Source organism: Ulvibacterium marinum (assembly GCF_003626755.1).
GTDB classification, from domain to species: Bacteria; Bacteroidota; Bacteroidia; order Flavobacteriales; family Flavobacteriaceae; genus Ulvibacterium; species Ulvibacterium marinum.
The window spans coordinates 318,692-341,610 of sequence record NZ_RBCJ01000006.1; the positions used below are offsets into that span (position 1 = coordinate 318,692).

Here is a 22,919-nt window from a genome sequence, read left to right on the forward strand (position 1 = left end):
TCAAAATCATAGCTTTCGGAGGATATGAATTCTAAGATTGATTTTATTTCGGTAAACTTGACCCTTATGGTACCAAATAAACTGTATAAAAAGCTTTATGAAAACTGAAGCCTTGTCCCTAAAATCATTTAAGGAGATGGATTACTTAGCGGTGAATAAGTACAATCTACCCATTGAACTTATGATGGAAAATGCAGGATTGCAATTGGCGCGCCTTACTACAAAAAAGGCTTTAAAAAATGATAAGATTATAATTGGAATTGGGAACGGAAACAATGGAGGTGGAGGCCTGGTTGCTGCCAGAAGATTGGCTGCCTGGGGATATAACGTTTATCTTGATGTAGCCGTATCCATTACCAAGGAACTACCCAAGGCACAATTGAAACGGGCATTGTCATTTGGGGTAAAAGAAGGTTTGCCTACTCAAAAAGATATTTGGATAGATGCTTATCTTGGTTTTTCCCAGCGATCGCCTTTATCTCAGATATTCGTAGAAAAAATTAATATGGCAAATGCATCCGGTGCCCATAGGATTTCCTTGGATATTCCTTTAGGAATTTTAAGCGATGGCCCCCATCCAATGTTCATGGCCGACGAAGTATTGACCTTGGCCGCTCCTAAAAAAATTTTAAAGGTACTTTCACCTGAAACCGATATTTTTGTTGCGGATATTGGAATTCCGGAAGACATCTATAAAAAATTCAAAATAACAATGCCAGAGTTTTCTAAACAACCGATTCTAAAAATTTAAATTTAAACACCTTTTGAGTGAAAAAAGATAGTATAGCAAAAACAACCAACCACTATTTCGTTGACGGGAAGCTAAACCGATTTCATGAAGGATAAATTCCCGTTATTTCTTTTGCTTTTATACGGCGTGTTTTCTTATGGTCAGCTTTCCGATTTGGCTAGAATAGAGTATACTCTCCTTCCTAAAGGAACCACTAATGTAGACTATAGTAGAATTCGGGCATTATTTAGTTACCCAATAAAAATAAAAGAGGGGAATTACCTGTTGTTTGGTTTGGACTATAGCAATATTGATTTGTCTTTTGACCCAAGTATCGATGCTTTTGATACAGAGGTCATACAAAATTTCCAGTTACTAGATATTAATTTAGGTTATACTTTTAAGTTGAATCAGGATTGGAGGGTGGGAGCTAGGTTTACACCAGGATTCAGCTCAAATCTGGTAAAGAATATTTCTTTGGAAGATGTTGTTTATTCTGCTGATTTGGTTTTCATAAAGGACCGGACAAAGAACACGGGAACCAAAAAACCATCTCGACTCATTTTAGGTATTTCATATTCGGAAAACCGAGGATTTCCCTATCCTATTCCCTTTGTTAGTTATTATCGAAAATTTCATCCGAAATGGTCCTATAACCTTGGCATACCAAGAACTAACCTTCAATTTCACATTTCAAGGAAATCAAGGTTGAAACTGACGGCCGAGTTGGATGGCTTTACGGCAAACATACAAGAAGCTCTTTTGGTCAATGGGACTGAAAGTGCCGAAAAAGTCAACCTATCCCTGGTGGTAGCCGGCATGCGATACGAGTTTAAATTCGGTCGGAATTTAGAGCTCTTTTGTACTCTGGCCAATGTGTTTTTTAGCAATGCGGAACTGCTGGATGCTAAAAACAGAAGGGTAATCGGCATAGACAAAAATAGTACTGCTTATCTAAGGACAGGACTACGCTTTAAGATTTAATGACCAATCGATTTCTTTTTCCAAGGCTATTTTTGGAATAGTGTCGTAGTATTATCATAGTGCCCGAATCCCAATAAAAGAAGGAGAACAGTTTTTATTTTACCACCGACATTTTTACGGATTATTTTGAACGATTTGGTAATCTGTGCTTCTACGGTCTTGATGGAAATATTGAGATATTCGGCTATTTCCAAATTGGTGAGTCCCTCCTGTCTACTTAATAGGAACACTTCCCTACATTTTGGAGGGAGATTTTGGATTTCGACCTTTATCAATTGTAACGCTTTTTCCAAAGAAACTTCATCATATCCCTGAGTTACTTTTTCCAGCCCTTCAAAATATTTACTTTCCAGTACCATTGTAGACCTGTGCTTTTTGTATTGGGTTACAAACTCATTGTAGACAGACTTCAATAGATAGTTCTGTAATGAAGATTGGATAAACAAGCTTTTTCTCTTCTTCCAAGTAGCAAAGAATACATTCTGTATAATATCCTCGGCCATACCATAATCATTGGTTAGGGTCAAAGCATATCCGAACAATCTTTGATTAAAGCGATCCACCAAAAAAATAAAGGCCCTTTCCTCGCCATTTTTTAAATCCTCCAAAAGTATTTTTTCGTTATCGTACGTCATCTTCAAATTGTCTTAATCTTAAAAAAGGGGACTTTTTTGGACAAATATTAAAAAAAAACCACTAAAAAGTTAGGGTATTGTAAATTTCCTTTGTCATATAATAAAGTATAGAAGATCAATGTCATTCACCGAAATAGAAAGCTGTATCATAAAATATCTTTGTAATGAGGCCACCACTAAGGAATTGGATCATTTATCGAAATGGATTTCTATTGAAGGTAACGAAGGCGTTTTTGATGATTACATAAAGACCCATTACGAAATTACAACGGCGATGAGCAAACCCGACATTGAGAAAATCAAGAAGACGCTACTTCGAGATATTGAAAGGGATAAGAAACGGATGAAAACGCGTAACATCCAAAATTTTTTAAAATATGCAGCAATAGTTGTGTTTTTTATGGGTTCGGGCTATTTCTATTGGCAAAACAATTTAGAACCTAATACCGTACCTATTTTGATTCCCAAGGACGATCCCATAACCATAACCCTGGACGACGGTACTACAAAGGTTATCAAACCAGAAGAAAATGTACTTTTAAAGGATGCCAAAGGAAATATAATTGGACGGCAGGATACTACCCAACTTACCTACTCCCAAACTACCAAATTGGACAAATTAGTATACAACACCCTAAAAGTGCCTTTTGGGAAGCGATTTGATATAGCCCTCTCCGATGGCACTCATGTATATTTGAATGCAGGTACTACCTTGCGTTATCCCATAAACTTTGTGGAAGGTAAGGATAGAAACGTTTTTCTCAAGGGAGAGGCCTACTTTGAGGTAACAAAGGACAAGATCCGTCCTTTTGTTGTCTCTGTAGGAAATATGAACGTAGAAGTGTTGGGCACCACGTTCAATATATCGAGTTATCCTCAAGATTTAAGTACCAACACTGTTTTGGTCGAGGGGTCTGTTGCGGTATATAAAAAGATGGATGGGGAGGAGAAAGGTAATTCTACACTTTTGGAGCCAGGGTTTAAGGCGGAATGGAACAATAGCAACGGGAATATATCAATAGAAAATGTGGATACCAGGATTTATACAGCTTGGGTACAAGGAAAATTGGTTTTCCGTAATACTTCCTTTCTAAAAATAAGGCAATCTTTAGAGCGTAAATACAATGTAAAGATTCAAAATACGAATACCGATTTGGACAAACAATTGTTCGATGCAACCTTTGATATTGAAACCATTGATGAAGTTTTGGAGTCGTTCAATAGAAGTTATGCTATTGAATACTATATAGAGAACAACGAAGTAATTATTAAATAACCTAAAATTGATTGCCAATGATCAAATCTTTATGACCATCATAATAATTCACCGAACATAAAAAAATCGGAAAATGCGGACACATTTCCCGATTAGGTAAAGTGATTTAAACTAGTTAAACCAATTAAGAACACCAAAATTATGAAAAAACCCTTTAAAATGGGGAAGTTAGGACACTTCTTTCCCATAATTAGCTTGAAAATGAAACTTACATTTCTTCTAACCGTAGTTTCTTTGATTCAAATACAGGCCAATTCCTATGCACAGACTAAAAAAATTTCCTTAAATCTCGAAAATGTTGCCGTTCAACAGGTAATAAATGAGATAGAATCATTATCGGAATACAAGTTTTTGCTGAATCGAAGGGATGTAGATCTGGACAGAAGAATTTCCATTAAAGTCAAAAAAAAGCCCATAGCCACAATTTTGTTACAGCTTTTCAAGGGGACGGATGTCGGTTATGAGGTTTTGAACAAACAGATTATACTAAAAAAGATTTCAAAAGTAAACGCCCCGCCCGATAAAGCGGAAAGTACGGAACCACCAGCCAGTACTCCACAATTTCAGGTATCTGGAACTGTTACGGATACCAATGGGTCACCTTTGCCGGCCGCAAATATTGTTGAGAAAGGAACTACCAATGGGGTTACCGCTGATTTTGATGGAAATTTCTCCATACAGCTTGAAGATCCAAATGCCGTCTTGGTAGTATCCTATATCGGTTTTGCCACCAGGGAAGTAGTTGTAGGTGGCCAAACGACTTTGAATGTTTCATTACAAGAAAGTACGGCTGGGCTGGAAGAAGTAGTGGTGGTAGGATATGGAAGCGTAAGAAAAGCCGATTTAACAGGTTCTGTTTCTCAGGTAAAGACGGAAACTTTAGAAGCAGCCCCGGTATATAATATGGAGCAGGCTTTAAAAGTTGGGGCCGCTGGGGTACGGGTTTCTCAAAATTCTGGGACTCCCGGTGGAAGGATAGAGGTACGTATTCGTGGAGGTAATTCCCTGATAGGGGACAATCAACCCCTTTACGTAGTAGATGGATTTCCCGTTACTGGGGGTATCGATTTCTTGAACCCTTCCGATATTGAATCCGTGGATATCTTAAAAGATGCGTCGGCAACAGCAATTTACGGTTCACGTGGAGCAAATGGTGTGGTCATCATAACCTCCAAAAGAGGTGCAAAAGGACAGGACTCCAAAATTGAAGTAAACACATTTTTTGGCATGCAACAGGCCATAAACCGTTATGAATTGCTTAATGCAAAAGAATATGCGGTTATTGCCAATGAGTGGTTGAGAAATGAAGGCTTAGATCCATTTTTTAACGTTGATGAGGTTCAAAACCCTGGTACGGACTGGTGGGATGCCATATTTAGGGTTGCTCCGATACACAATCATACCGTTACATTTTCTGGAGGATCGGAAAAAGGTAGGTATTCCATTTCTGGAAACTACTATGATCAGGAAGGGATTATAGAGAACTCAGGGGTTACCAGAGGCTCTATTAGGGTAAACTTGGATCAGGAACTGAAAAGCTGGCTCAAAATGGGGGTCAATTTGCAACTCACAAGAAGTGAGCAAAATGCCGTACCAGTAGACAATGGAAACCGTGGAAATTCCATGCTTTCTGCAGCCGCTTCTGCTCCGCCCACCTTGCCACTTTATGATGAGGATGGCCTACCTACTCAAATTGAACAAGCCTATAATTTTGGTTCGGCAGATATGCGGAACCCTTTAATATATACGGCTAGAAAAGACCGTTTACTCGCCAATAGCATTTTGGCGAACACCACCTTTGATGTTTCCTTCTCCCAGAGTTTGACCTTTCGGACGCTGTTGGGTTTACAATATCGGCATTCGCTGGATGAAGAATTTATACCTATCATTTATGACAATGACAGAGGTCAGGCAACGGAGGAAAACATATATAGTAATACCTTTTTGACTGAGAATGTGCTTACCTATTCAAAACTGTTCAACGAGAAACATAATTTAAATGTTATCGGGGGTGTCACTTATCAAACCAATCTAAGTCGTGATTCAAGAGCACAGGTAGAGGGCTTTTCCAACAATATAACCGAGAATTTTGACTTAGCCGCGGCCGAAACAATCTTAAACCCTCGTTCTAACTATACGGATTGGACGCTCATTTCTTTCCTTTCAAGAGCAAACTATTCCTTTAAAGGCAAGTATTTTATAACGGCCAGTATACGGGCAGATGGTTCATCAAGATTCGGTGCGGATAACAAGTGGGGGTACTTTCCTTCCGGGGCATTGGCTTGGCGTGTTTCTGACGAACCCTTTCTTGAGAACAATAAGGTTATCAGTAATTTAAAACTAAGAGCCAGTTATGGTATTACTGGAAATACCGCTTTGAATCCTTACCAATCACTAGACCGCCTGGACTCTGAAAAATATATTTATGAAGGCCAGACCGATGTTATCGGTTTTGTACCATCGGGTATCTCCAATAGTGAATTAAAATGGGAAACCACGGGACAGCTGGATGTGGGTGTTGATCTGAACTTGTTTAAAGATCGGTTACGGTTTGTGTTTGACTATTATAAAAAGAACACCAAAGATTTATTGGCTTCTGTACCCTTACCACCGACCGTTGGTTTTGGATCTATTCTTAGAAATCTTGGCGAAATACAAAACGAAGGCGTAGAATTGGGTATCGATGCCGATATTCTTAGAGGTGATTTTAAATGGGACATCTCGGCACAAATATCCGCGAACAGAAATAAGGTCATTGAACTTGCAGGAGATAGCGACATTTTTGGATCAGGTCAAGGTGCCGTATGGCCAAGTGCCAATATCGCTAGGGTTGGCGAGCCAATTGGAGCATTTTATGGTTTGCTGGAAGATGGCCTTGATGATGAAGGTTTTATTAAATATCAAGATATTAGTGGCCCGGATGGCGTACCTGATGGTACTATAAATGCGCTGGATAGGGTTATTCTAGGTAGTTACCACCCTGATTTTATTTACGGTCTTGCTACTAACCTTAGCTATAAAGGCGTAGAGTTGAATGTTCAGATTGAGGGTGTTCAGGGAAATGAATTGTTCAATGCCACATTAGGTACGCATTTGAATTCCTTCCAAAGGGGCAACAACCAGTTCAAAGATATTATCGGAAATTATTGGACGGAAGAAAACCCCAATCCTGATGCCAAATATCCCAAAATAAGCAGTGCAACTCAAGTGACCGTATCCGAACGATTTATCGAGGATGCCAGTTACCTCAGAATTCGATCGTTACGATTGGCCTATAACTTTCCGGTAAAGCAGATGGGACTTAAGGGTTTTGATATGGCGCAATTGTATATCTCCGGTACAAATCTATTCACATTTACCAGTTACTCGGGTCTTGATCCCGAGGCCAATACTAGGGGAACGGATGACAGCGATAGCCCCGTTGGTGATCGTTTGAGATTTGGCCACGACCAAAGTAGTTATCCCAATGCCAAGATTTATGCCATGGGATTAAAATTTAGATTCTAATGATAAAGTATAAATAACAAAGTATCATGAAAAATATAATTTTAGTAATATTCACGTTTTTTTTATTTTCCGCTTGTGATGAGGCCTTGGAGGAGGTACCTAAGGACTTTGTTTCCAAGGCAAACTTTTACAACAACCAGTCAGATGCAGAAGCTGCTATAGCTGGTGCTTATTCGGGCATGCAATCTGATTTTTTTGGAATTACCAATTATCTCATGACCGAGTTGCATGGAGACTATTTGTTTGGTAGAGGTTCACAAGCCCCGATAACCATTTGGGATCAGATTTTAGACCAAAGAAATATTGGTAGGTGCGCCACTAACTGGCTATCTTTTTATGAAACTATCAATCGGGCCAATGCGGTATTGGATAATGTCCCCAATATTGAAAATATAGATCCGGAAGTACAGAATAGTATTTTGGCAGAAGCACATTTTCTAAGGGCATTATGTTATTTTGAATTGGTACGGGGTTGGGGCGCCGTGCCCATAAAAACAAGCGAAAGTGTGGATTTAAGTGCGGTTGAAGCACCAAGGGAACCTGAAAGTAAGGTATATGAGCTGATTATTCAGGATTGTTTGGCCGCTGAAAGTGGGCTGGGAGAAGTAGGGGAGGCAACAGGGCGCGCTTCTAAATGGGCAGCTAAAATGTTATTGGCGCATGTATATTTAACTACAGAAAATTGGCAAGGTGCTGCAGCAAAGGCAGAAGACGTTATAAGTAATGGACCCTTTGCCTTGGTTCCCGTGGAACAGCCCGATGATTTTTATAATATTTTTGCGGTAACTGCCAATTCAGAAGATATATTTTCAATTCACCACTCCGAAACTGCACAATCGTCCCTACCTGTTTACCTGCATAGAGCGAACAATATTCCATATAATTATGGTTCCGGTGGGGTATTCGCATGGCTACCGGATACCAATTCGTTTATTGGCGATAGCTGGGATGATAATGACCTACGCAAAAGCTTTAATCTCTATACCCAAATTCAGAATGCCAATGGAGAGTGGGTCGATTTACCTTCTACTACCCCAATCTTATTCAAAAAGTTCATAACCAATACTTCTGGAGTACGTTTGTACAGTGCACCTGTGTATCGTTTTACGGAGGCCTATTTGTTTTATGCCGAAGCAGCCGCCATGGCGGAGGGAGGTCCTTCAGGATTGGCATTGGAACGCTTGAATATAATCAAGAGAAGGGCCTATGGTTTTGATCCGAATTCAGTCTCCCCGGTGGACTATGCTGTAGGTTTAAGCCAAAATGATTTTAGGGATGCGGTTATTCAGGAAAGGGCTTATGAGTTTATAACCGAAAGAAGGCGATGGTTTGATCTTAAACGGACAGGTAAGGTAAAGGAAGCTTTCGCGGCCGCAGGTAAGCCCATTCTTGATGAACGTCTTTTATGGCCTATTCCAGAAGATGAAATAAACAATAACCCGGCAGTTAATCAAGAAGACCAAAACCCTGGTTATTAATTAATAATGTTAGTTTTAGTTAGTTGAATCTGAAAAGGCAGGTGACGCTTTATCTTTATACCTGCCTTTTTAAACTTTTTTCTTATTATTTATAACAATCCGATGGTTTCCAATGGAAGCAGAACTGTACTTTAAAACCTAATGAGAATGAAAATGAAACACAAAATAATACCGACCGTAGTGATCATTGCCACATTTTTGGTTTTTGGATGTATCCAATCATTGGATGCACAGAAAAATCAGAATAGTGCAGATGTCATAGTTTATGGTGGCACTTCAGCGGGAATAGCTGCTGCCATTCAAAGTAGCAGAATGGGAAAATCAGTAGTCTTGATCGAGCCAACAAATCGGATTGGGGGATTGACAACGGGTGGATTGGGTCAAACGGATATTGGTAATAAAATTGCGATTGGGGGCATTTCCCGTGAGTTCTACGAGAACATAAAAACGTATTATGATAATCCCAAGAATTGGAAATGGCAGAAAAAATCCGAATATCTAGATGGTGGGCAGACCCGGACCGAAAGAGGGGAAAACTCTATGTGGACCTTTGAACCTTCGGCGGCCCTCTCCGTGTACAAGAATATGATTGCCAAAGAGAATATTACATTGATCTATAACGAACGCTTAAACAGGAAGAATGGTGTAAAAAAGGCCGATGGAAAGATTCAATCCATAAAAATGGAAAGCGGGAAGGTTTTTTCCGGGGATGTATTCATAGATGCCACATACGAAGGAGATTTAATGGCCACCAGTGGTGTATCCTATACCTATGGCAGGGAAAGCAACGACCAGTATGGAGAAACCCTGAACGGAGTGCAGGCTAATATTAAGAATACATCCTTACGGGGCATAGTCTCTAGAAATGGTTATAACCATAACTTTATTCCCGGGGTGGATCCCTATGTAAAAAAAGGGGACCCTAAAAGTGGTCTATTGCCCAACGTAGTTGAAAAACCCGGACTTGAAGGTAGCGGTGACAAAAAAATACAGGCATATTGTTTTCGGATGTGTTTAACGGATCATCCGGAAAACCGTATCCCGTTTAAAAAACCAGAGGGTTATGACGAAATTAATTACGAATTGTTATTTCGAAATTACGAAGCTCGTACGGGGTCTATTAGGGATATGTATAGCTATGGAAATTCATTGCTCCCTTGGATCAATTCTGCCATGCCCAATAGGAAAACGGATACCAATAATAAATTCGGCTTTTCCACAGATTATATCGGTAAAAACTATGAGTATCCCGAAGCATCCTATGTAGAACGGGAAAGGATAGTGGAAGACCATAGAAAGTACCAAATGGGTCTCATGTGGACCTTGGCCAATCATCCTCGAATTCCTAAGGAAGTTCGTGATGAGGCTTCAAGGTGGGGAACTACAAAGGATGAATTTGAAAGACCGGATGGTTGGCAGCAGCAGCTTTATATTCGGGAGGCACGGCGTATGGTAAGTGATTATGTGATGACACAATACAACTGTGAAGGATTGCATATCCCCAATGACCCCATCGGTTTAGGGGCCTATGGCATGGATAGCCATAATATACAACGATATGTTGATGCCAATGGCTTTGTCCAAAACGAGGGCAATGTAGAAGCCCATGGCTTTAAACCTTATCCTATAAGCTATAAATCCATAGTGCCCAAAAAGGAAGAATGTGAAAATTTAATCGTTCCTGTTTGTCTGAGCGCAACGCACATTGCTTTTGGATCTATCCGAATGGAACCCGTATTTATGGTACTGGGGCAATCTGCCGCTACGGCCGCTTCCTTGGCCATTGATACAGGTTCAGCGGTTCAGGATGTTCACTATCTCACCTTGCGAAAATCATTATTGAAATATGGACAACGCATAAAATGAAAGGTACGCGGGATTTGATGGATAATGGGAATAAAAAGTTCACCCTACAATTAAACAAGCCTAAACAATGAACGAAAACTCAAAATATCGATTGACTTTATCAAGGTTGTTCTTTTTAATGGGGTTCTTTTTTATTTGCTCGTGCCAAGAAAAAGGAAAACAACAGGAAAAAAGGAAACAAACGGTCACACTTCCCAATGTAGTAATCATTTTAGCCGATGATCTTGGGTATGGGGACTTGGGCTCATATAACAAAAATTCCCTGGTTCCAACACCTAATCTGGACAAGCTGGCATCACAAGGTATACGGTTGACCGATGCCTATTGTCCGGTAGCAGCGTGTTCGCCATCCCGATATGCTTTGATGACCGGAAGTTATCCCTTCCGAAGCTGGAAAAAAACAGGGGTATTGGCCAACTATGAACCCTCTATGATGGCAAAAGGTCAACTTACCCTGCCCCAAATGTTGCAAAATGCAGGGTATACCACGGCCGGTTTCGGCAAATGGCATTTGGGGGCCTCGTTTCCAACCTTGGATGGGGAAAAACCGGCAAGCTATGGAAAACATAGGGCACCGAACAACGGTGCAAATCTGGATTTAAGCAAACCTATTACAGACGGCCCGGTACACCATGGGTTTGAGCACTGGTACGGATTCAGTTGTGCCAGTGAATGTTGGATTATGGACGAAAAGGAGATTGTTGCGGCCTTGCAGCATGACTTTTACAATATAGCTTCGGCTCAGAACAAAGATCATATTGAAATCGTTCCATCAGACGAATATCTCGATAGGATTACCACAAAAAGCACACAGTTTTTACAAAGACATACTCAAGCTGATAAAGACCAACCTTTTTTCCTGTACTTTGCGCCTTATGTGCCCCATGTTCCCTTAGCGGCAAGTAAAGAGTTTCAAGGTACTACCAAGGCGGGATTATATGGCGATTATGTATATGAGCTGGACACATATATCGGCAAACTATTGGATACCTTGGATAGTTTGCAACTGGCGGAGAATACTGTTGTTTTATTTGCCAGTGACAACGGGTCACATTTTGAAATTACACGATCAGATATTGACTTGACAACAACTACCAATAGCGCGGAAAGTATTCCAAAAAAAGACCAATATGATAGTGGACATTATCCAAACGGAGTGTTGCGAGGAACAAAAAGGACCGCTTGGGAAGGGGGGGTGAGGACTCCGTTCATTGCACGTTGGCCTGGCCATTTTCCAAAGAACACTAAATCTACCCAACTCTTTGCCCTAAACGATGTCATAGCGACCCTTGCCTCAATTATAGGTTATGACCTTCCTGTTGATATGGCAGTGGACAGTTATGATCAGCTTTCTGTTTTGGAGGGAAAAGATGAAAGCATACGAAAGTCGGTCGTTGTACAATCTTCAGGAAATCGGTATGGCGTGAGAAGAGGCGATTGGAAGTATATTGAACCTACGGGTGAAGATGACAATGGTGAACTGTATAACCTCAAAGATGATGTTTCGGAATCTAAAAATCGCTATAAGGAACATCCAGTGTTTGCCCAAGAGCTTAAGGAACACTTGAATGCTATCCAAAAAAGCGAGGCGTCAAATATGGACGCAAACCCTTAATTCTTGTGCTATGGCCATTACAGGAGTAAAAGTAAATTTGACAAAAATAGATATAATGAAAAAAAACGTAGTTAACCTCATTTCGCTTCCCATAATCTTAGTTTTAGCATTAGCCTTTCTATGGAACTGTAAACAAGAAACCGAAATAAAAGCTGATTCAAATACGGCCGATATCATTATTTATGGCGGCACTTCCGCAGCCGTAATTGCCGCTGTGGAAGCCAAAAAATCAGGGAAGTCAGTAATTGTGGTTTCCCCGGACAAGCATTTGGGCGGATTGTCATCGGGAGGGCTGGGCTTTACCGATACTGGGGATAAAAGTGTTATCGGTGGTCTTGCCAGGGAATTTTATCATCGGGTATGGCAACATTACAATACGGATGTGGCCTGGAAATGGCAGCCCAAGGAGGAATATGGCAACAAAGGGCAGGGGACACCTGCCATGGATGGAGAGAATCGCACTATGTGGATTTTTGAGCCACATGTGGCGGAGAAAGTATTTGAGAATTTGATTGAGGAATATGAAATCCGGGTAGATCGGGATGAGTGGTTGAATAGGGAGAATGGTGTAGAAATGGCCGATGGTAAAATCGTATCGATTACTACTTTGAGCGGCAAAACATATACAGGGAAAATGTTCCTGGACACAACGTATGAAGGAGATTTAATGGCAACGGCCGGGGTAAGTTATCACGTGGGTCGTGAAGGTCGTGATGTCTACGGGGAAGAATGGAACGGGGTACAGACGGGAGTATTGCATCATGGTCACTGGTTTGAATCCGATATCTCACCCTATATTACTCCTAACGACCCCTCTAGCGGACTTTTACCAAGGGTATCAGATGAACATCCGGGAGAAAAGTATAGTGGTGACGATAAAATACAGGCGTATTGCTTTCGAACATGTATGACCAATCACGACCCCAATAGAGTACCCTTCCCTAAACCTGAGGGTTATGACCCCATGCAATATGAACTTTTGGGCAGGGTTTTCGATACAGGTTGGGACGGTTGGTTCAACAAATTCGATATCATACCAAACCATAAAACCGATACCAACAATCACGGTCCCTTTAGTAGTGATAACATTGGGATGAACTATGAGTATCCGGAAGGTTCCTATAAACGTAGAAAGGAAATTATTAAAGAACACGAGCAGTACCAAAAAGGCCTTTTATGGTTTGTGGCCAACGACCCAAGGGTACCTGAAAATATACGGTTGGAAATGTCCAAATGGGGACTTTCAAAAGACGAGTTTATAGATAACGACAACTGGCCACACCAGATTTATGTTCGTGAGGCTAGGCGTATGATCGGGGAGTTTGTAATGACGGAAAATGAACTGTTAAAAAAACGGCCCACACCAAATTCTGTCGGCATGGGTTCCTATACAATGGATTCTCATAACATACAACGTTATATCAAAGAAGATGGTTTTGTACAAAACGAGGGGGACATTGGAGTAAGCACTAATGGACCCTACGCCATATCCTATGGTTCCTTGGTTCCGAAAAAGGACGAATGTACCAATTTGCTTGTTCCTGTATGCGTATCCTCCAGTCATATCGCCTTTGGGTCCATTCGCATGGAGCCGGTTTTTATGATTCTGGGGCAATCCGCAGCGGCTGCTGCAACAATGGCCATTGATGAGGGTATAGCCGTACAGGACGTGAAGTATGAAATGCTAAGCAAATCATTGTTGGAAAAAGGTCAAATCTTGAAATGAGGTACTTTGGATTTGATGGTAGCCCAATATTTTTTGGGAATTTTTCATTTCAACAAAAGTAAGGTAGTAGTAAAAAAATCATTTTATCAATGGTTTCATTTATCGTATCCATCATTGTATTAATTGCCGGTTACTTCATTTATGGGAAGATTATTGAAAGGATTTTCGGTATCGATACCGAGCGTAAAACTCCAGCGGTACTATTGCGGGATGATATTGATTTTGTTCCGCTGCCCCAGTGGAGGGTTTTTCTTATTCAATTTTTGAACATAGCAGGTTTGGGCCCTATTTTTGGAGCGATAGCAGGTGCAATGTTTGGGCCAGCTGCATTCCTATGGATTGTTCTAGGAAGTATTTTTGCCGGCGCCGTACACGATTACTTTTCTGGAATGCTTTCCCTCCGGCACAATGGATTAAGTATTAGTGAGGTTGTAGGCATCTATCTTGGCCCAAATGTAAAACAGATTATGCGGCTATTTACGGTAGCCTTGTTGATTTTTGTCGGGACGGTTTTTTTAGTAGGTCCTGCAAAGATAATTAACGGAATGACAGGTGATATGTGGAACCTTTGGATCTGGGTAGGCGTTATTTTAGCTTATTACATCTTATCCACTCTACTTCCCATAGACAAGCTGATTAGCAAATTGTATCCTATTTTTGGTATGGCCATGCTTTTAATGGCAATAGGTCTGCTTGTGGCCCTACTTTTTGGCGACTATAAAATTCCCGAACTGAATCCTGGAAACCTTAGGAACATGACCACCAATCCAGATGAGACTCCCTTGTTTCCTATTCTTTTTGTAACCATAGCTTGTGGGGCGATTTCCGGTTTTCATTCTACACAATCGCCCTTAATGGCACGTTGCATAAAAAATGAAAGGTGTGGAAGAGGAATCTTTTTTGGAACTATGATAACCGAAGGGATCGTAGCGCTTATTTGGGCCGCAGCGGCCATGACCTTTTTCGGAAATGTAAGTGAACTTAACAACGCCATGTTGGCCAATGATAATAATGCAGCTTGGGCCGCCAATGAAATATCATTGCACATGTTGGGAGGGATTGGAGGAATCTTAGCTTTATTGGGTATAGTCGCCGCTCCCATTACCTCTGGTGATACAGCCTTTCGTTCTGCACGATTGATATTGTCGGATGTTTTTAAATCCAATCAGAAAAAGATAAAGAACAGATTATACATAAGTATTCCTCTTTTTGTCCTTGCCTTTTCTCTGACCCAAATTGATTTTGGTATCATATGGCGCTATTTTGCATGGAGCAATCAGACCTTGGCCACGGTAGTGCTTTGGACAATTACCGCTTATTTGATATTTGAGAGCAAAGCCTATTGGGTTACGTTATTTCCGGCAATCTTCATGACGATGGTATGCAGCACATATATTTTGATCGCACCTGAAGGATTTGAATTGGCCAATGATATTGCTTACTGGGGCGGAGCCTTAATAACCCTTTGTACCATTATTTTGTTTTGGACTTATGTGATGAGAAAAAAAGCGGTTTCCCGAAGTATGAAAGAGACCTTTTCATGATAAGGAAAATCAATCTGAAGTTTATAATCCGAGTTGGTTTAGTTATTCGAGAAAAAGGGGTATGGAATTTCTCGTATCCCTTTTTAACAAAAATCCATTTGAAAGTTCACGATTTAAACAGAACTATCCTATAATTTTCGAACGGCCCTTTTAATCATATTACGTATTGATTCTCCATGTTTACCTCCGGCCGCTCTTTGTAGTTATAAAAATTGATAAGCCCTTTCGCAATGGTCTTAAGAAACCAACACGTTTATATTTATCCGCTTCTATACTACTTTTTTTGCATGGGTACTCATAGTGCATTGATATTGTTCTACAAAGAAATCATCCAATTCATCTGCTTTTATTGCTAGCTCTTTTATCTTTATTTTGACATTATTTTTAGTCGTTTCATCCTTAAACAAATCGGATATATGTAATCTATATGAAATAAATATTTGATTTTTGTAGACCCCCAAGGAGAACGCCCCTTGATCACTTGCTACAAGATATTCATATAATTCACCAAGGTTCTGTTTGGGTAAATTGTTAAGTGGTGAGGTCAAATACACATAATTTTTGTTCATCACAAAAATCCGTATTAACGAACTGCCTTGATGAAACTCCCAAAATTCAAATCCCGCACGAGTAATTACAGGATTAATGTCCAATTGCGTAAGGGCATCTTCAATAAACAAAGAAAATTCCCCTAGTTTTGTTTCCTCAAAAGCATTCTTATCCAAAGTTGCCCCACAATTGGAACAATACTCTTGTGCTTCATAAGATAACCCGGAACAAGAGGAGCACTGCAGCGAAAAATCAAAAGTCGTGTTTTCCTTAACACGCTCCACAACATCTTTAATTACGGAAATAGGAATGGCAAACCCTACATTATCCGCATCATTAAATTTTGAAGAATTGATACCGGCCAATTTTCCATCATGTGTCACCAAGGGACCTCCACTATTTCCAGGGTTGATAGCCGCATCGGTCTGTACAAAATACTTCCCGTTCATATGTTGTTCCGGATTGGACACAATACCGGAAGTGATAGTGAATGGCATTCCGAATGGATATCCTAGGGCATATACTTGCTGTTGTCTAGATAATACCAGATTGGGATCCAAAGTGATTGTATCCTTGATGTTTAATTTTGTTTCCGTTTTTAAAACCGCGATGTCCATGTCCGGGTTGGTTAAGATTACCTTGGCATGCATTCGGTTTTTTTTATCATCTTCTATAGCTACCTCTTTAAATCCTTCTATTACGTGATGATTCGTGACTATAACATCCTGATCATGAATGTAAAAACAACTTCCTGTCCCGCGGGAGGTCAGTACTTTAAAAGTCACATTTTTTAAATGTTCTAAGTTTTGCATTTTAAGTCTTTATTTAAACAATTTAGATAAAAAACCTTTTGTGGTTGAAGTAAGGTCTTGGGCTATGGTTTTATTTTTCATTATACCGTCCATACCCTTATATAAGACAGTTGCAGCCTCTTCCCATACTTTTTTATCCGCATTTCTCAGAACCTTAACTACTTGGTTATTGATGTCATCCTCTATAGTATTGTAATAGAATAGATCATAAAACGCTACCAATAAGGTTAAGGTAGCCGCAGTATATTGTTTATTCTGCATTTCCTTGGTAGCGGTTTCAAAAGGTTTCCCCCAGTTTCTTTTAAGACTTTCTATTTCGCTTCTGGATTTTATTGGGATAAATGTTTCCGCAACATACATATCCGCTACAAAATCTTCTTTACTTATTGATTTAAGTGTGTTAAGAAAATTTTTCCCTCTCTGAATCCTAATTTGCATATCTTCCTTATTGTAAAGGCAATTAACCTGATGTTCAATATCGGTACGTAGCTTACCACTTGGAGCGATAAGATATTCAATACGCTTCAGCGTAATATTAATGATATCCCAATTGAAGTACTCAATTCTTTTTTCATCAAAATAATTTATAAATTCTTCTGCTTCCGATAAGAGTGAGGTGAATTTTTGCCATGCACTATCAAGTAGATCTCGGTTATAAAAGTTTATTTTAGGCTCGTGCAATAGTTTAGCATCGAACAAGTTTATAAGTTCATCATCCAAGTTGTCTGCATTGTGACAAATTTCCTCCAGCACATAATAGATCTTATAGGGTTCACATAAATGCAAAGGAGTTGAATAATGGAAATTAAGGTGGTTATCCTTTAATTTTATCTGCGAAAGATTCAAGGGGTAGAAATTGACTTCTGCAATTTTTCTAAGTAAAGGAATTTTATTTTTTTCCCCTATTTCCAAGAATGGAACTTTGATATGCAATTCTGTATCCGTAATCTCAATTTCTACAACAATGGATCCGTGTGGAATTTTAAAATAGCTGTTGGTATCATTGCCGTATTTTTTTCTGAGGTCACTCCCTACATAATCGATAATAGAAAGAATGGTGTCCTTATAATAGTTTTCTTCATAGGCTTCTTTTGCATCGTCCCATTTTTCTATGGAAATCCGAGTGCGTAATGATGTCATTAGTGTTTCTTCAAAACTTAGCGCGTGTTTCATATTTTTTGGTTAAGCAACTTGGATTAATTCGTATTCTTGGTCATAGTATTGCCCCATAGGGTATTAGACCTCTTTTTTTCTTTAGGTAACTAAAAAATTCAAATATGATCTCTTTTGAGGTTATCGTGTGCTTAATTCAGTTCATAAGGAGTTTCACGAACATTCATATACGCTTTGAAAAGACTTTCAAAGATGGCGATGAAGTATACAAACAGAAAGTTGGAACATGAAACCGAAGAATAATAAGGTCTTTGCGAATTCATAGGTTTGTGCCTAAGGGTTCGATTCATGTTCCAATTTATATCGGTTCACTTTGTTTTGAATGGTTTTATGTAAATCCAGTCTTTTACAGGAACTACTTTTAGCGAGAATTAATCAAAAAACAAATTGGAATCATGAAACTACATCACAACATCTTTCTTATACTAGGATTACTGCTAACATGTGAAATTAATGCACAAAAACAATTTTCGCCTGCTGAATTGGAGCACTTCAAGCAAGACTTCAAGGAACTTGTAATCAAGAAAATGAAAAAACATAATGTTACAGGATTGAGCATTGCCATGGAAATTGAGGACCAACTGGTTCTCGAAGAAGGGTTTGGTCATGCAGATAAATCAAATGGTATTAAAACGACAAAAAACACTGAGTATCCCATTGGGTCCGTATCAAAGATCATTACATCTACCGCCATTTTAAAACTATGTACGGATGGACTTATTGATATAGATAAACCATATACCCACTATGTTCAGGATTTTTCCATGAAATCACACTTTAAGGACGAAAATGAGTTTACAATACGGCATATGCTTTCACATTATGCCGGCCTCCCCAGGTTGCGTGCAAAAGGGTTTATGAAGAAAGCGCCAGAACCCTTGGAAAATCTTTTATTGAACTCCAAAGATGAATACCTTATTTCACCTCCTGGAAGGGTGTATCAATATTCGGATTGGGGGGTTGATTTATTGTCCCTATTGGTAGAGCGCGTATCTGGAGTTTCTTATGAGGAATATGTTGAAAACAATATATTCAAACCACTAAAAATGGACCATTCGTATTTTGGTCCGGCCGAACGAACAAAAGGATATGACAATGGAACTGAAATCGACACGTATAGCTATAGCTTTTCCGGTTCGGATGGTGTCACATCCAGCGTTACGGACATGCTCAAAATAGTCCGATTGTATACCAAGAATGGTAGAAGGGCAAACAAGAAATTTCTGAGCGATGCGGTTGTTGAGGATGCCATCAAAAATCAGTTTGTTGACGCGCCATTGGCCTTTGATACGGGGATTGGACTCATGTGGGAGGTACTTAAATTGAAGAGCGGACATACCAGGGTTAAAAAGGCAGGTGTGCATGAACCTTTTTATTCTTACATCTTTTTTATTCCCGAGCTTGACACGTCAATTATTATTTGTAGTAACTCCAATTCCAGTAGCGCAATTCATTGGGACAGTTGGGGTAAGTTATATTCTTTTGTGGGTAAAAAGTATAAAGCTTCCAAAAATCATAACGCTAAAAAGGAGAAGGTCAATTATAAAAAAATCATATTGACCGATGATCAATTCAAAAAAATCGAGGGCACATATAGTACGTCTATCGGAATATTAAACCTTAAGAGAAATGGCAATAAATTTGATGTGGATCTTAAGGCAGAGGATAAAAAAGGGATAGGTGTTCCATATTCCAATGGTCTAATAAAATTATATGTCAAGGCTTTAGGAGTAAAAGTACATGCTATGGACGTTTTTTGGAAAGAATCAAACGATGAGGTTATAATTGGAGAACAATTTGAAAGTGGTACCAGACACGTTATCGGCTCTAAAATCAACGCTAAAAAGATACCAAATTCATGGAAGAATGCAGTTGGCACCTATAAAGTTGACAACTATAGTGAAAATGATTACCAAACTATTGATAATTTGCAGCTGTTGATCAATTCGGATAATGTTCTGGAAATAAGGGGAAGTGCGAAGTTTCCTAGAGAAATGGAGATACAGTTAGGTTTATCACCAATATCTGATGAATTGGCTATTATTCCGGGATATAATTTTGATTTTTTCGGGGGAGAAACTGTTAAACTGGAGAAAACGAACGGCATGGACTATTTGACCTTATCAGGATACAAGTTTAAAAGGTTAAAATAAGGCACATGGGGAGTAAAGAATCTATGGAAGGTTTAAAAAAAAGCCAAGACTTGTTATTCAAAAGGCCTTACTTATGGATTATAACGATTTCCATTACTTCCCTTAATTTTTTAATTACGTATGATTTTCAAAAAATTGATTCCCAATACTTTTATTACTACTTGGTAGATATCCTTACTACTTATTTGATCATCGAATTTTATGCCCTGGGAATTCGAGTTTTAAACAAGAAAATTCCATTGAATCAGGATTTTATAAAAAGGGTAGCCTACCAACTCACGCTGCATACTTTAAGTGTAATCCTTTTTAGTGTTATTTTAAACGAACTGTTCGATTACATCTTTTTTGAAGGGGAAAGACTTTCACTGTCCTTTGTTTTCTATACAAAGGACACCATTGTAGCATTAGTATTTGTTTTGTTTTTTCATGTCATATATTTTGCATTGTTCTTTATGTCCAATCAAGAGAATCTAGAATCTTTGAAGATTGTCCCCGAGGTTAAACTAAAGGTAACGGATGCATATGCCACTAAATTCTTGCACCCTAAAGAGGTAGTTGTTGTTTATTCGTTATTTGGAATCACTTACGTTGTTGGCAGCGATCAAAACAAATACACTTCTGAATTAACATTAAAGGAATTTGAAGAAAGGTTGGACGATAGTTTTTTTAGGGCAAACCGAAAATACATTATCTCCCAGGCTAGTATTGATTCATACAAAAGCTCAACAAACGGTAAGATAGAGGTAAAGTTAAAAATAATGGGTACTGTAGATTTATCGGAAATTATAATCGTTAGCAGGGATAAGGCTTCTTTTTTTAGGTCCTGGGTGAACAGTTCTTCCTGATTTAACTATAACCAGACGTACCAAATAGAGATTAAAACTCGTTTTCAAATCTCACAAAACTTGTGTTGGAACCCCGTTTTAAGTCGTGAATATCTTAGCTGGAATTACGTATTCGGTCACTTAACGTCTATACTACGATTCATCATTGAATATCTATCGCTTCAGCAAATGATGAACTGTATCTCATCATTCAAAACGGTTGTCTTATTTAGTTTTACACCCAGTATCAATTAATCAAAAAACAAAATAATGAAGAAAACATTGTTAATTATTCTTAGGTGCTTTACATCCATTTGTAGGGCACAATCGGATGGATGGTTTTCAAACCATCCAATATCAATAATGATTGGAAAACACTATACCGTGGCCGCACCCTAATGTAAAAAATCAATTCAATCTTATGCATCTTAAATTAAAAAACAAATGAAATCAATAAAATACATTCTGTTAATCGGTTTGGCACTTAACTTAAGTTGTGACAACGACAATGACAATGACAATGAATATTCTGAACCAATACATCCTAAGGCATCAAATTTTCAAGACGTATTGGATGAATTCACTTCCAGTGGAATACCAGGGCTTTCAGCTGTAGTGGTGACTCCTGATGGCATATGGAAAGGTGCTTCAGGTTATGCCAGAATAGAGGACAACACCCCTATGTCCATTGATAATGAAGTTTATTCCGCTAGCATCGGAAAGACCTTTTGTGCAGTAGCCACACTTTTACTAGTTCAAGATGGATTGATAGCATTGGACGATCCCATTTCCAATCATATTCCTAGTACTACACTTCTCGGATTTGAACATACAGATTCAATAACCGTAAGACAATTATTAAATCATACCGGAGGGTTAACTAATTTTGATTGGAACGAAGCGTTTGTATCCGATGTTTTAAATGACCCATTAAGCACAAAATCATCGGACTTATTGGATTACGAAAGAGGAAATGCTTTTTACGCTCCCCCAGGGACTGATTTTCACTACTCCTCAACGGGATATGAACTGTTGGCTGCATTAATAGAGGAGGTAACCGGCAATCATGCAAGGTTTTACAGCGAAAGAATTTTTAAACCCTTAAACCTTCAACACACTTTTTACAAAAACGAATTGGAATATCCCCTAACCGATAATTTGGTTAATTCCTATTTTGATCAATTTGATACGAAACAGGTTGAAAATGTGTCTGAAACCCAAAACCACCTTACCCATATTTTTACGGGATCTGATGGAATAATTTCAACACCTTTGGATTATTATCAATTTTTAAAAGAAATAATGACAGGTTCCATTTTATCCGACGAAATAAGGTCCGAAATGCTAGATTTTATATCGTTGGGGGGTGATGACTATATTGGATATGGTTTGGGAGTGTGGCAAAGAGATATCGGTTACGGCATTGCAATTGGACATGATGGGGATGCCATAGGAGCAGGTGCGGATATGTGGTATTTTCCAGATCATGATATCTATATTATTACCGCTACCAATGTTGGCACTGTTTTACAGGACACTGAACTAGGAAGGATGTACAATGAATCTTTTTTAATTGCATTGGTCACGGCAGTTTTTGAATGAGGTGTGCTTTTATACTTTGGATAAATCACCATGAATTAACAGAAAAGCAAAAAACTAAACTCTTTTGCTTTTCTGTTGTCGCTCCTTTGAAATCAGTGAGTCAGCTAAATTTTCTTTCAAGAGAATATTGATTTGGCAATTTGTTTCGGTAATACAAATGACAAAAACTAGAACGGTCAAAAATTGTTTTAAAAGAAAGCCAGGACCACTTGGATCGAGAGCATAGTTAACTACTAGGTCAACAATTAGGACCGGTACTATGGGTTCGATTATCCCCCATTTATCAATATTTTTTAAAAATTCCATACAAATTTTGGTAACCTAATCATTAAATATCCATCTCGGCAGTATAAATAACCAAGTCATAATTAAATGAAATGTCAAGAGCAATCAACCGATTACAAGTCTTTATTTTATTTAGGACTTCTTCCTTTGTGATTGGAGC

16 protein-coding genes are annotated in these 22,919 nt (G+C 38.9%); 12 read left to right on the top strand and 4 right to left on the bottom strand.

The genetic code is table 11. The features are described from left to right. Positions 1 to 97 precede the first annotated feature (97 nt). The gene (locus D7Z94_RS24610) at positions 98 to 751 is read left to right on the top strand and encodes an NAD(P)H-hydrate epimerase (protein ID WP_120714307.1); all 654 of its coding nucleotides are present in this window, start codon (positions 98 to 100) and stop codon (positions 749 to 751) included. A gap of 84 nt (positions 752 to 835) precedes the next feature. After that, positions 836 to 1,714 (top strand): DUF6268 family outer membrane beta-barrel protein, encoded by an 879-nt coding sequence (locus D7Z94_RS24615; protein WP_120714308.1) that lies wholly within the window; start codon positions 836 to 838, stop codon positions 1,712 to 1,714. A gap of 26 nt (positions 1,715 to 1,740) precedes the next feature. Here the strand turns inward: D7Z94_RS24615 and D7Z94_RS24620 are convergent, their stop codons facing one another. Next, on the bottom strand, positions 1,741 to 2,349 hold the full coding sequence (locus D7Z94_RS24620) for an RNA polymerase sigma factor (RefSeq protein ID WP_120714309.1): 609 nt from the start codon (positions 2,347 to 2,349) through the stop codon (positions 1,741 to 1,743). Positions 2,350 to 2,467: 118 nt separating this feature from the next. Between D7Z94_RS24620 and D7Z94_RS24625 the strand changes: the two genes are divergently transcribed. From D7Z94_RS24625 to D7Z94_RS24655, 7 genes are all read left to right on the top strand, one after another. After that, positions 2,468 to 3,625 carry a FecR family protein gene (locus D7Z94_RS24625; protein WP_120714310.1) on the top strand — a complete coding sequence of 386 codons (1,158 nt, stop codon included), beginning with the start codon at positions 2,468 to 2,470 and terminating at the stop codon, positions 3,623 to 3,625. Positions 3,626 to 3,826: 201 nt separating this feature from the next. After that, positions 3,827 to 7,132, top strand: coding sequence for a TonB-dependent receptor (locus tag D7Z94_RS24630; protein ID WP_158594722.1), 3,306 nt, complete (start codon positions 3,827 to 3,829; stop codon positions 7,130 to 7,132). A 26-nt stretch (positions 7,133 to 7,158) separates the two neighbouring features. Further along, positions 7,159 to 8,610: a RagB/SusD family nutrient uptake outer membrane protein gene (locus D7Z94_RS24635; protein ID WP_120714312.1), complete on the top strand. Its 1,452-nt coding sequence runs from the start codon at positions 7,159 to 7,161 to the stop codon at positions 8,608 to 8,610. A 153-nt stretch (positions 8,611 to 8,763) separates the two neighbouring features. Further along, on the top strand, positions 8,764 to 10,476 hold the full coding sequence (locus D7Z94_RS24640) for an FAD-dependent oxidoreductase (protein WP_120714389.1): 1,713 nt from the start codon (positions 8,764 to 8,766) through the stop codon (positions 10,474 to 10,476). 67 nt (positions 10,477 to 10,543) lie between these two features. Then, complete coding sequence (locus D7Z94_RS24645; RefSeq protein WP_120714313.1) at positions 10,544 to 12,091, top strand: sulfatase family protein; 1,548 nt, start codon at positions 10,544 to 10,546, stop codon at positions 12,089 to 12,091. A gap of 55 nt (positions 12,092 to 12,146) precedes the next feature. Continuing rightward, positions 12,147 to 13,817 (top strand): FAD-dependent oxidoreductase, encoded by a 1,671-nt coding sequence (locus tag D7Z94_RS24650; RefSeq protein ID WP_120714390.1) that lies wholly within the window; start codon positions 12,147 to 12,149, stop codon positions 13,815 to 13,817. Between the two features lie 89 nt (positions 13,818 to 13,906). After that, entirely contained in the window at positions 13,907 to 15,361 is a 1,455-nt protein-coding gene (locus tag D7Z94_RS24655) for a carbon starvation CstA family protein (protein ID WP_120714314.1), read from the top strand. A 269-nt stretch (positions 15,362 to 15,630) separates the two neighbouring features. Here the strand turns inward: D7Z94_RS24655 and D7Z94_RS24660 are convergent, their stop codons facing one another. Both D7Z94_RS24660 and D7Z94_RS24665 read right to left on the bottom strand, forming a co-directional pair. Then, the gene (locus D7Z94_RS24660) at positions 15,631 to 16,722 is read right to left on the bottom strand and encodes a trypsin-like peptidase domain-containing protein (protein ID WP_120714315.1); all 1,092 of its coding nucleotides are present in this window, start codon (positions 16,720 to 16,722) and stop codon (positions 15,631 to 15,633) included. 9 nt (positions 16,723 to 16,731) lie between these two features. Next, complete coding sequence (locus tag D7Z94_RS24665) at positions 16,732 to 17,895, bottom strand: type III secretion system chaperone family protein (RefSeq protein ID WP_147415997.1); 1,164 nt, start codon at positions 17,893 to 17,895, stop codon at positions 16,732 to 16,734. A 395-nt stretch (positions 17,896 to 18,290) separates the two neighbouring features. Here D7Z94_RS24665 and D7Z94_RS24670 point away from each other — a divergent pair, with 395 nt between their 5' ends. The 3 genes from D7Z94_RS24670 to D7Z94_RS24680 all read left to right on the top strand — a co-directional run bounded on the left by D7Z94_RS24670 (position 18,291) and on the right by D7Z94_RS24680 (position 22,474). Next, positions 18,291 to 20,048, top strand: a complete 1,758-nt coding sequence (locus tag D7Z94_RS24670) for a serine hydrolase domain-containing protein (protein ID WP_120714317.1) — start codon at positions 18,291 to 18,293, stop codon at positions 20,046 to 20,048. Positions 20,049 to 20,053: 5 nt separating this feature from the next. Next, on the top strand, positions 20,054 to 20,893 hold the full coding sequence (locus D7Z94_RS24675) for a LytTR family DNA-binding domain-containing protein (protein WP_120714318.1): 840 nt from the start codon (positions 20,054 to 20,056) through the stop codon (positions 20,891 to 20,893). A 423-nt stretch (positions 20,894 to 21,316) separates the two neighbouring features. Further along, positions 21,317 to 22,474: a serine hydrolase domain-containing protein gene (locus D7Z94_RS24680; RefSeq protein WP_120714319.1), complete on the top strand. Its 1,158-nt coding sequence runs from the start codon at positions 21,317 to 21,319 to the stop codon at positions 22,472 to 22,474. A 54-nt stretch (positions 22,475 to 22,528) separates the two neighbouring features. Here D7Z94_RS24680 and D7Z94_RS24685 read toward each other — a convergent pair whose 3' ends face one another. Next, complete coding sequence (locus tag D7Z94_RS24685; protein WP_120714320.1) at positions 22,529 to 22,780, bottom strand: hypothetical protein; 252 nt, start codon at positions 22,778 to 22,780, stop codon at positions 22,529 to 22,531. Between the last annotated feature and the right edge of the window lie 139 nt (positions 22,781 to 22,919).

Excerpts from the sequence above, each read along its gene's own strand:
- D7Z94_RS24640 (WP_120714389.1), top strand. The coding sequence starts at position 8,764 with ATGAAACACAAAATAATACCGACCGTAGTGATCATTGCCACATTTTTG.
- D7Z94_RS24685 (WP_120714320.1), bottom strand. The coding sequence starts at position 22,780 with ATGGAATTTTTAAAAAATATTGATAAATGGGGGATAATCGAACCCATA.
- D7Z94_RS24665 (WP_147415997.1), bottom strand. The coding sequence starts at position 17,895 with ATGAAACACGCGCTAAGTTTTGAAGAAACACTAATGACATCATTACGC.
- D7Z94_RS24655 (WP_120714314.1), top strand. The coding sequence starts at position 13,907 with ATGGTTTCATTTATCGTATCCATCATTGTATTAATTGCCGGTTACTTC.
- D7Z94_RS24660 (WP_120714315.1), bottom strand. The coding sequence starts at position 16,722 with ATGCAAAACTTAGAACATTTAAAAAATGTGACTTTTAAAGTACTGACC.
- D7Z94_RS24650 (WP_120714390.1), top strand. The coding sequence starts at position 12,147 with ATGAAAAAAAACGTAGTTAACCTCATTTCGCTTCCCATAATCTTAGTT.
- D7Z94_RS24675 (WP_120714318.1), top strand. The coding sequence starts at position 20,054 with ATGGGGAGTAAAGAATCTATGGAAGGTTTAAAAAAAAGCCAAGACTTG.
- D7Z94_RS24615 (WP_120714308.1), top strand. The coding sequence starts at position 836 with ATGAAGGATAAATTCCCGTTATTTCTTTTGCTTTTATACGGCGTGTTT.
- D7Z94_RS24645 (WP_120714313.1), top strand. The coding sequence starts at position 10,544 with ATGAACGAAAACTCAAAATATCGATTGACTTTATCAAGGTTGTTCTTT.
- D7Z94_RS24680 (WP_120714319.1), top strand. The coding sequence starts at position 21,317 with ATGAAATCAATAAAATACATTCTGTTAATCGGTTTGGCACTTAACTTA.
- D7Z94_RS24625 (WP_120714310.1), top strand. The coding sequence starts at position 2,468 with ATGTCATTCACCGAAATAGAAAGCTGTATCATAAAATATCTTTGTAAT.
- D7Z94_RS24635 (WP_120714312.1), top strand. The coding sequence starts at position 7,159 with ATGAAAAATATAATTTTAGTAATATTCACGTTTTTTTTATTTTCCGCT.
- D7Z94_RS24620 (WP_120714309.1), bottom strand. The coding sequence starts at position 2,349 with ATGACGTACGATAACGAAAAAATACTTTTGGAGGATTTAAAAAATGGC.
- D7Z94_RS24670 (WP_120714317.1), top strand. The coding sequence starts at position 18,291 with ATGAAACTACATCACAACATCTTTCTTATACTAGGATTACTGCTAACA.
- D7Z94_RS24630 (WP_158594722.1), top strand. The coding sequence starts at position 3,827 with ATGAAACTTACATTTCTTCTAACCGTAGTTTCTTTGATTCAAATACAG.
- D7Z94_RS24610 (WP_120714307.1), top strand. The coding sequence starts at position 98 with ATGAAAACTGAAGCCTTGTCCCTAAAATCATTTAAGGAGATGGATTAC.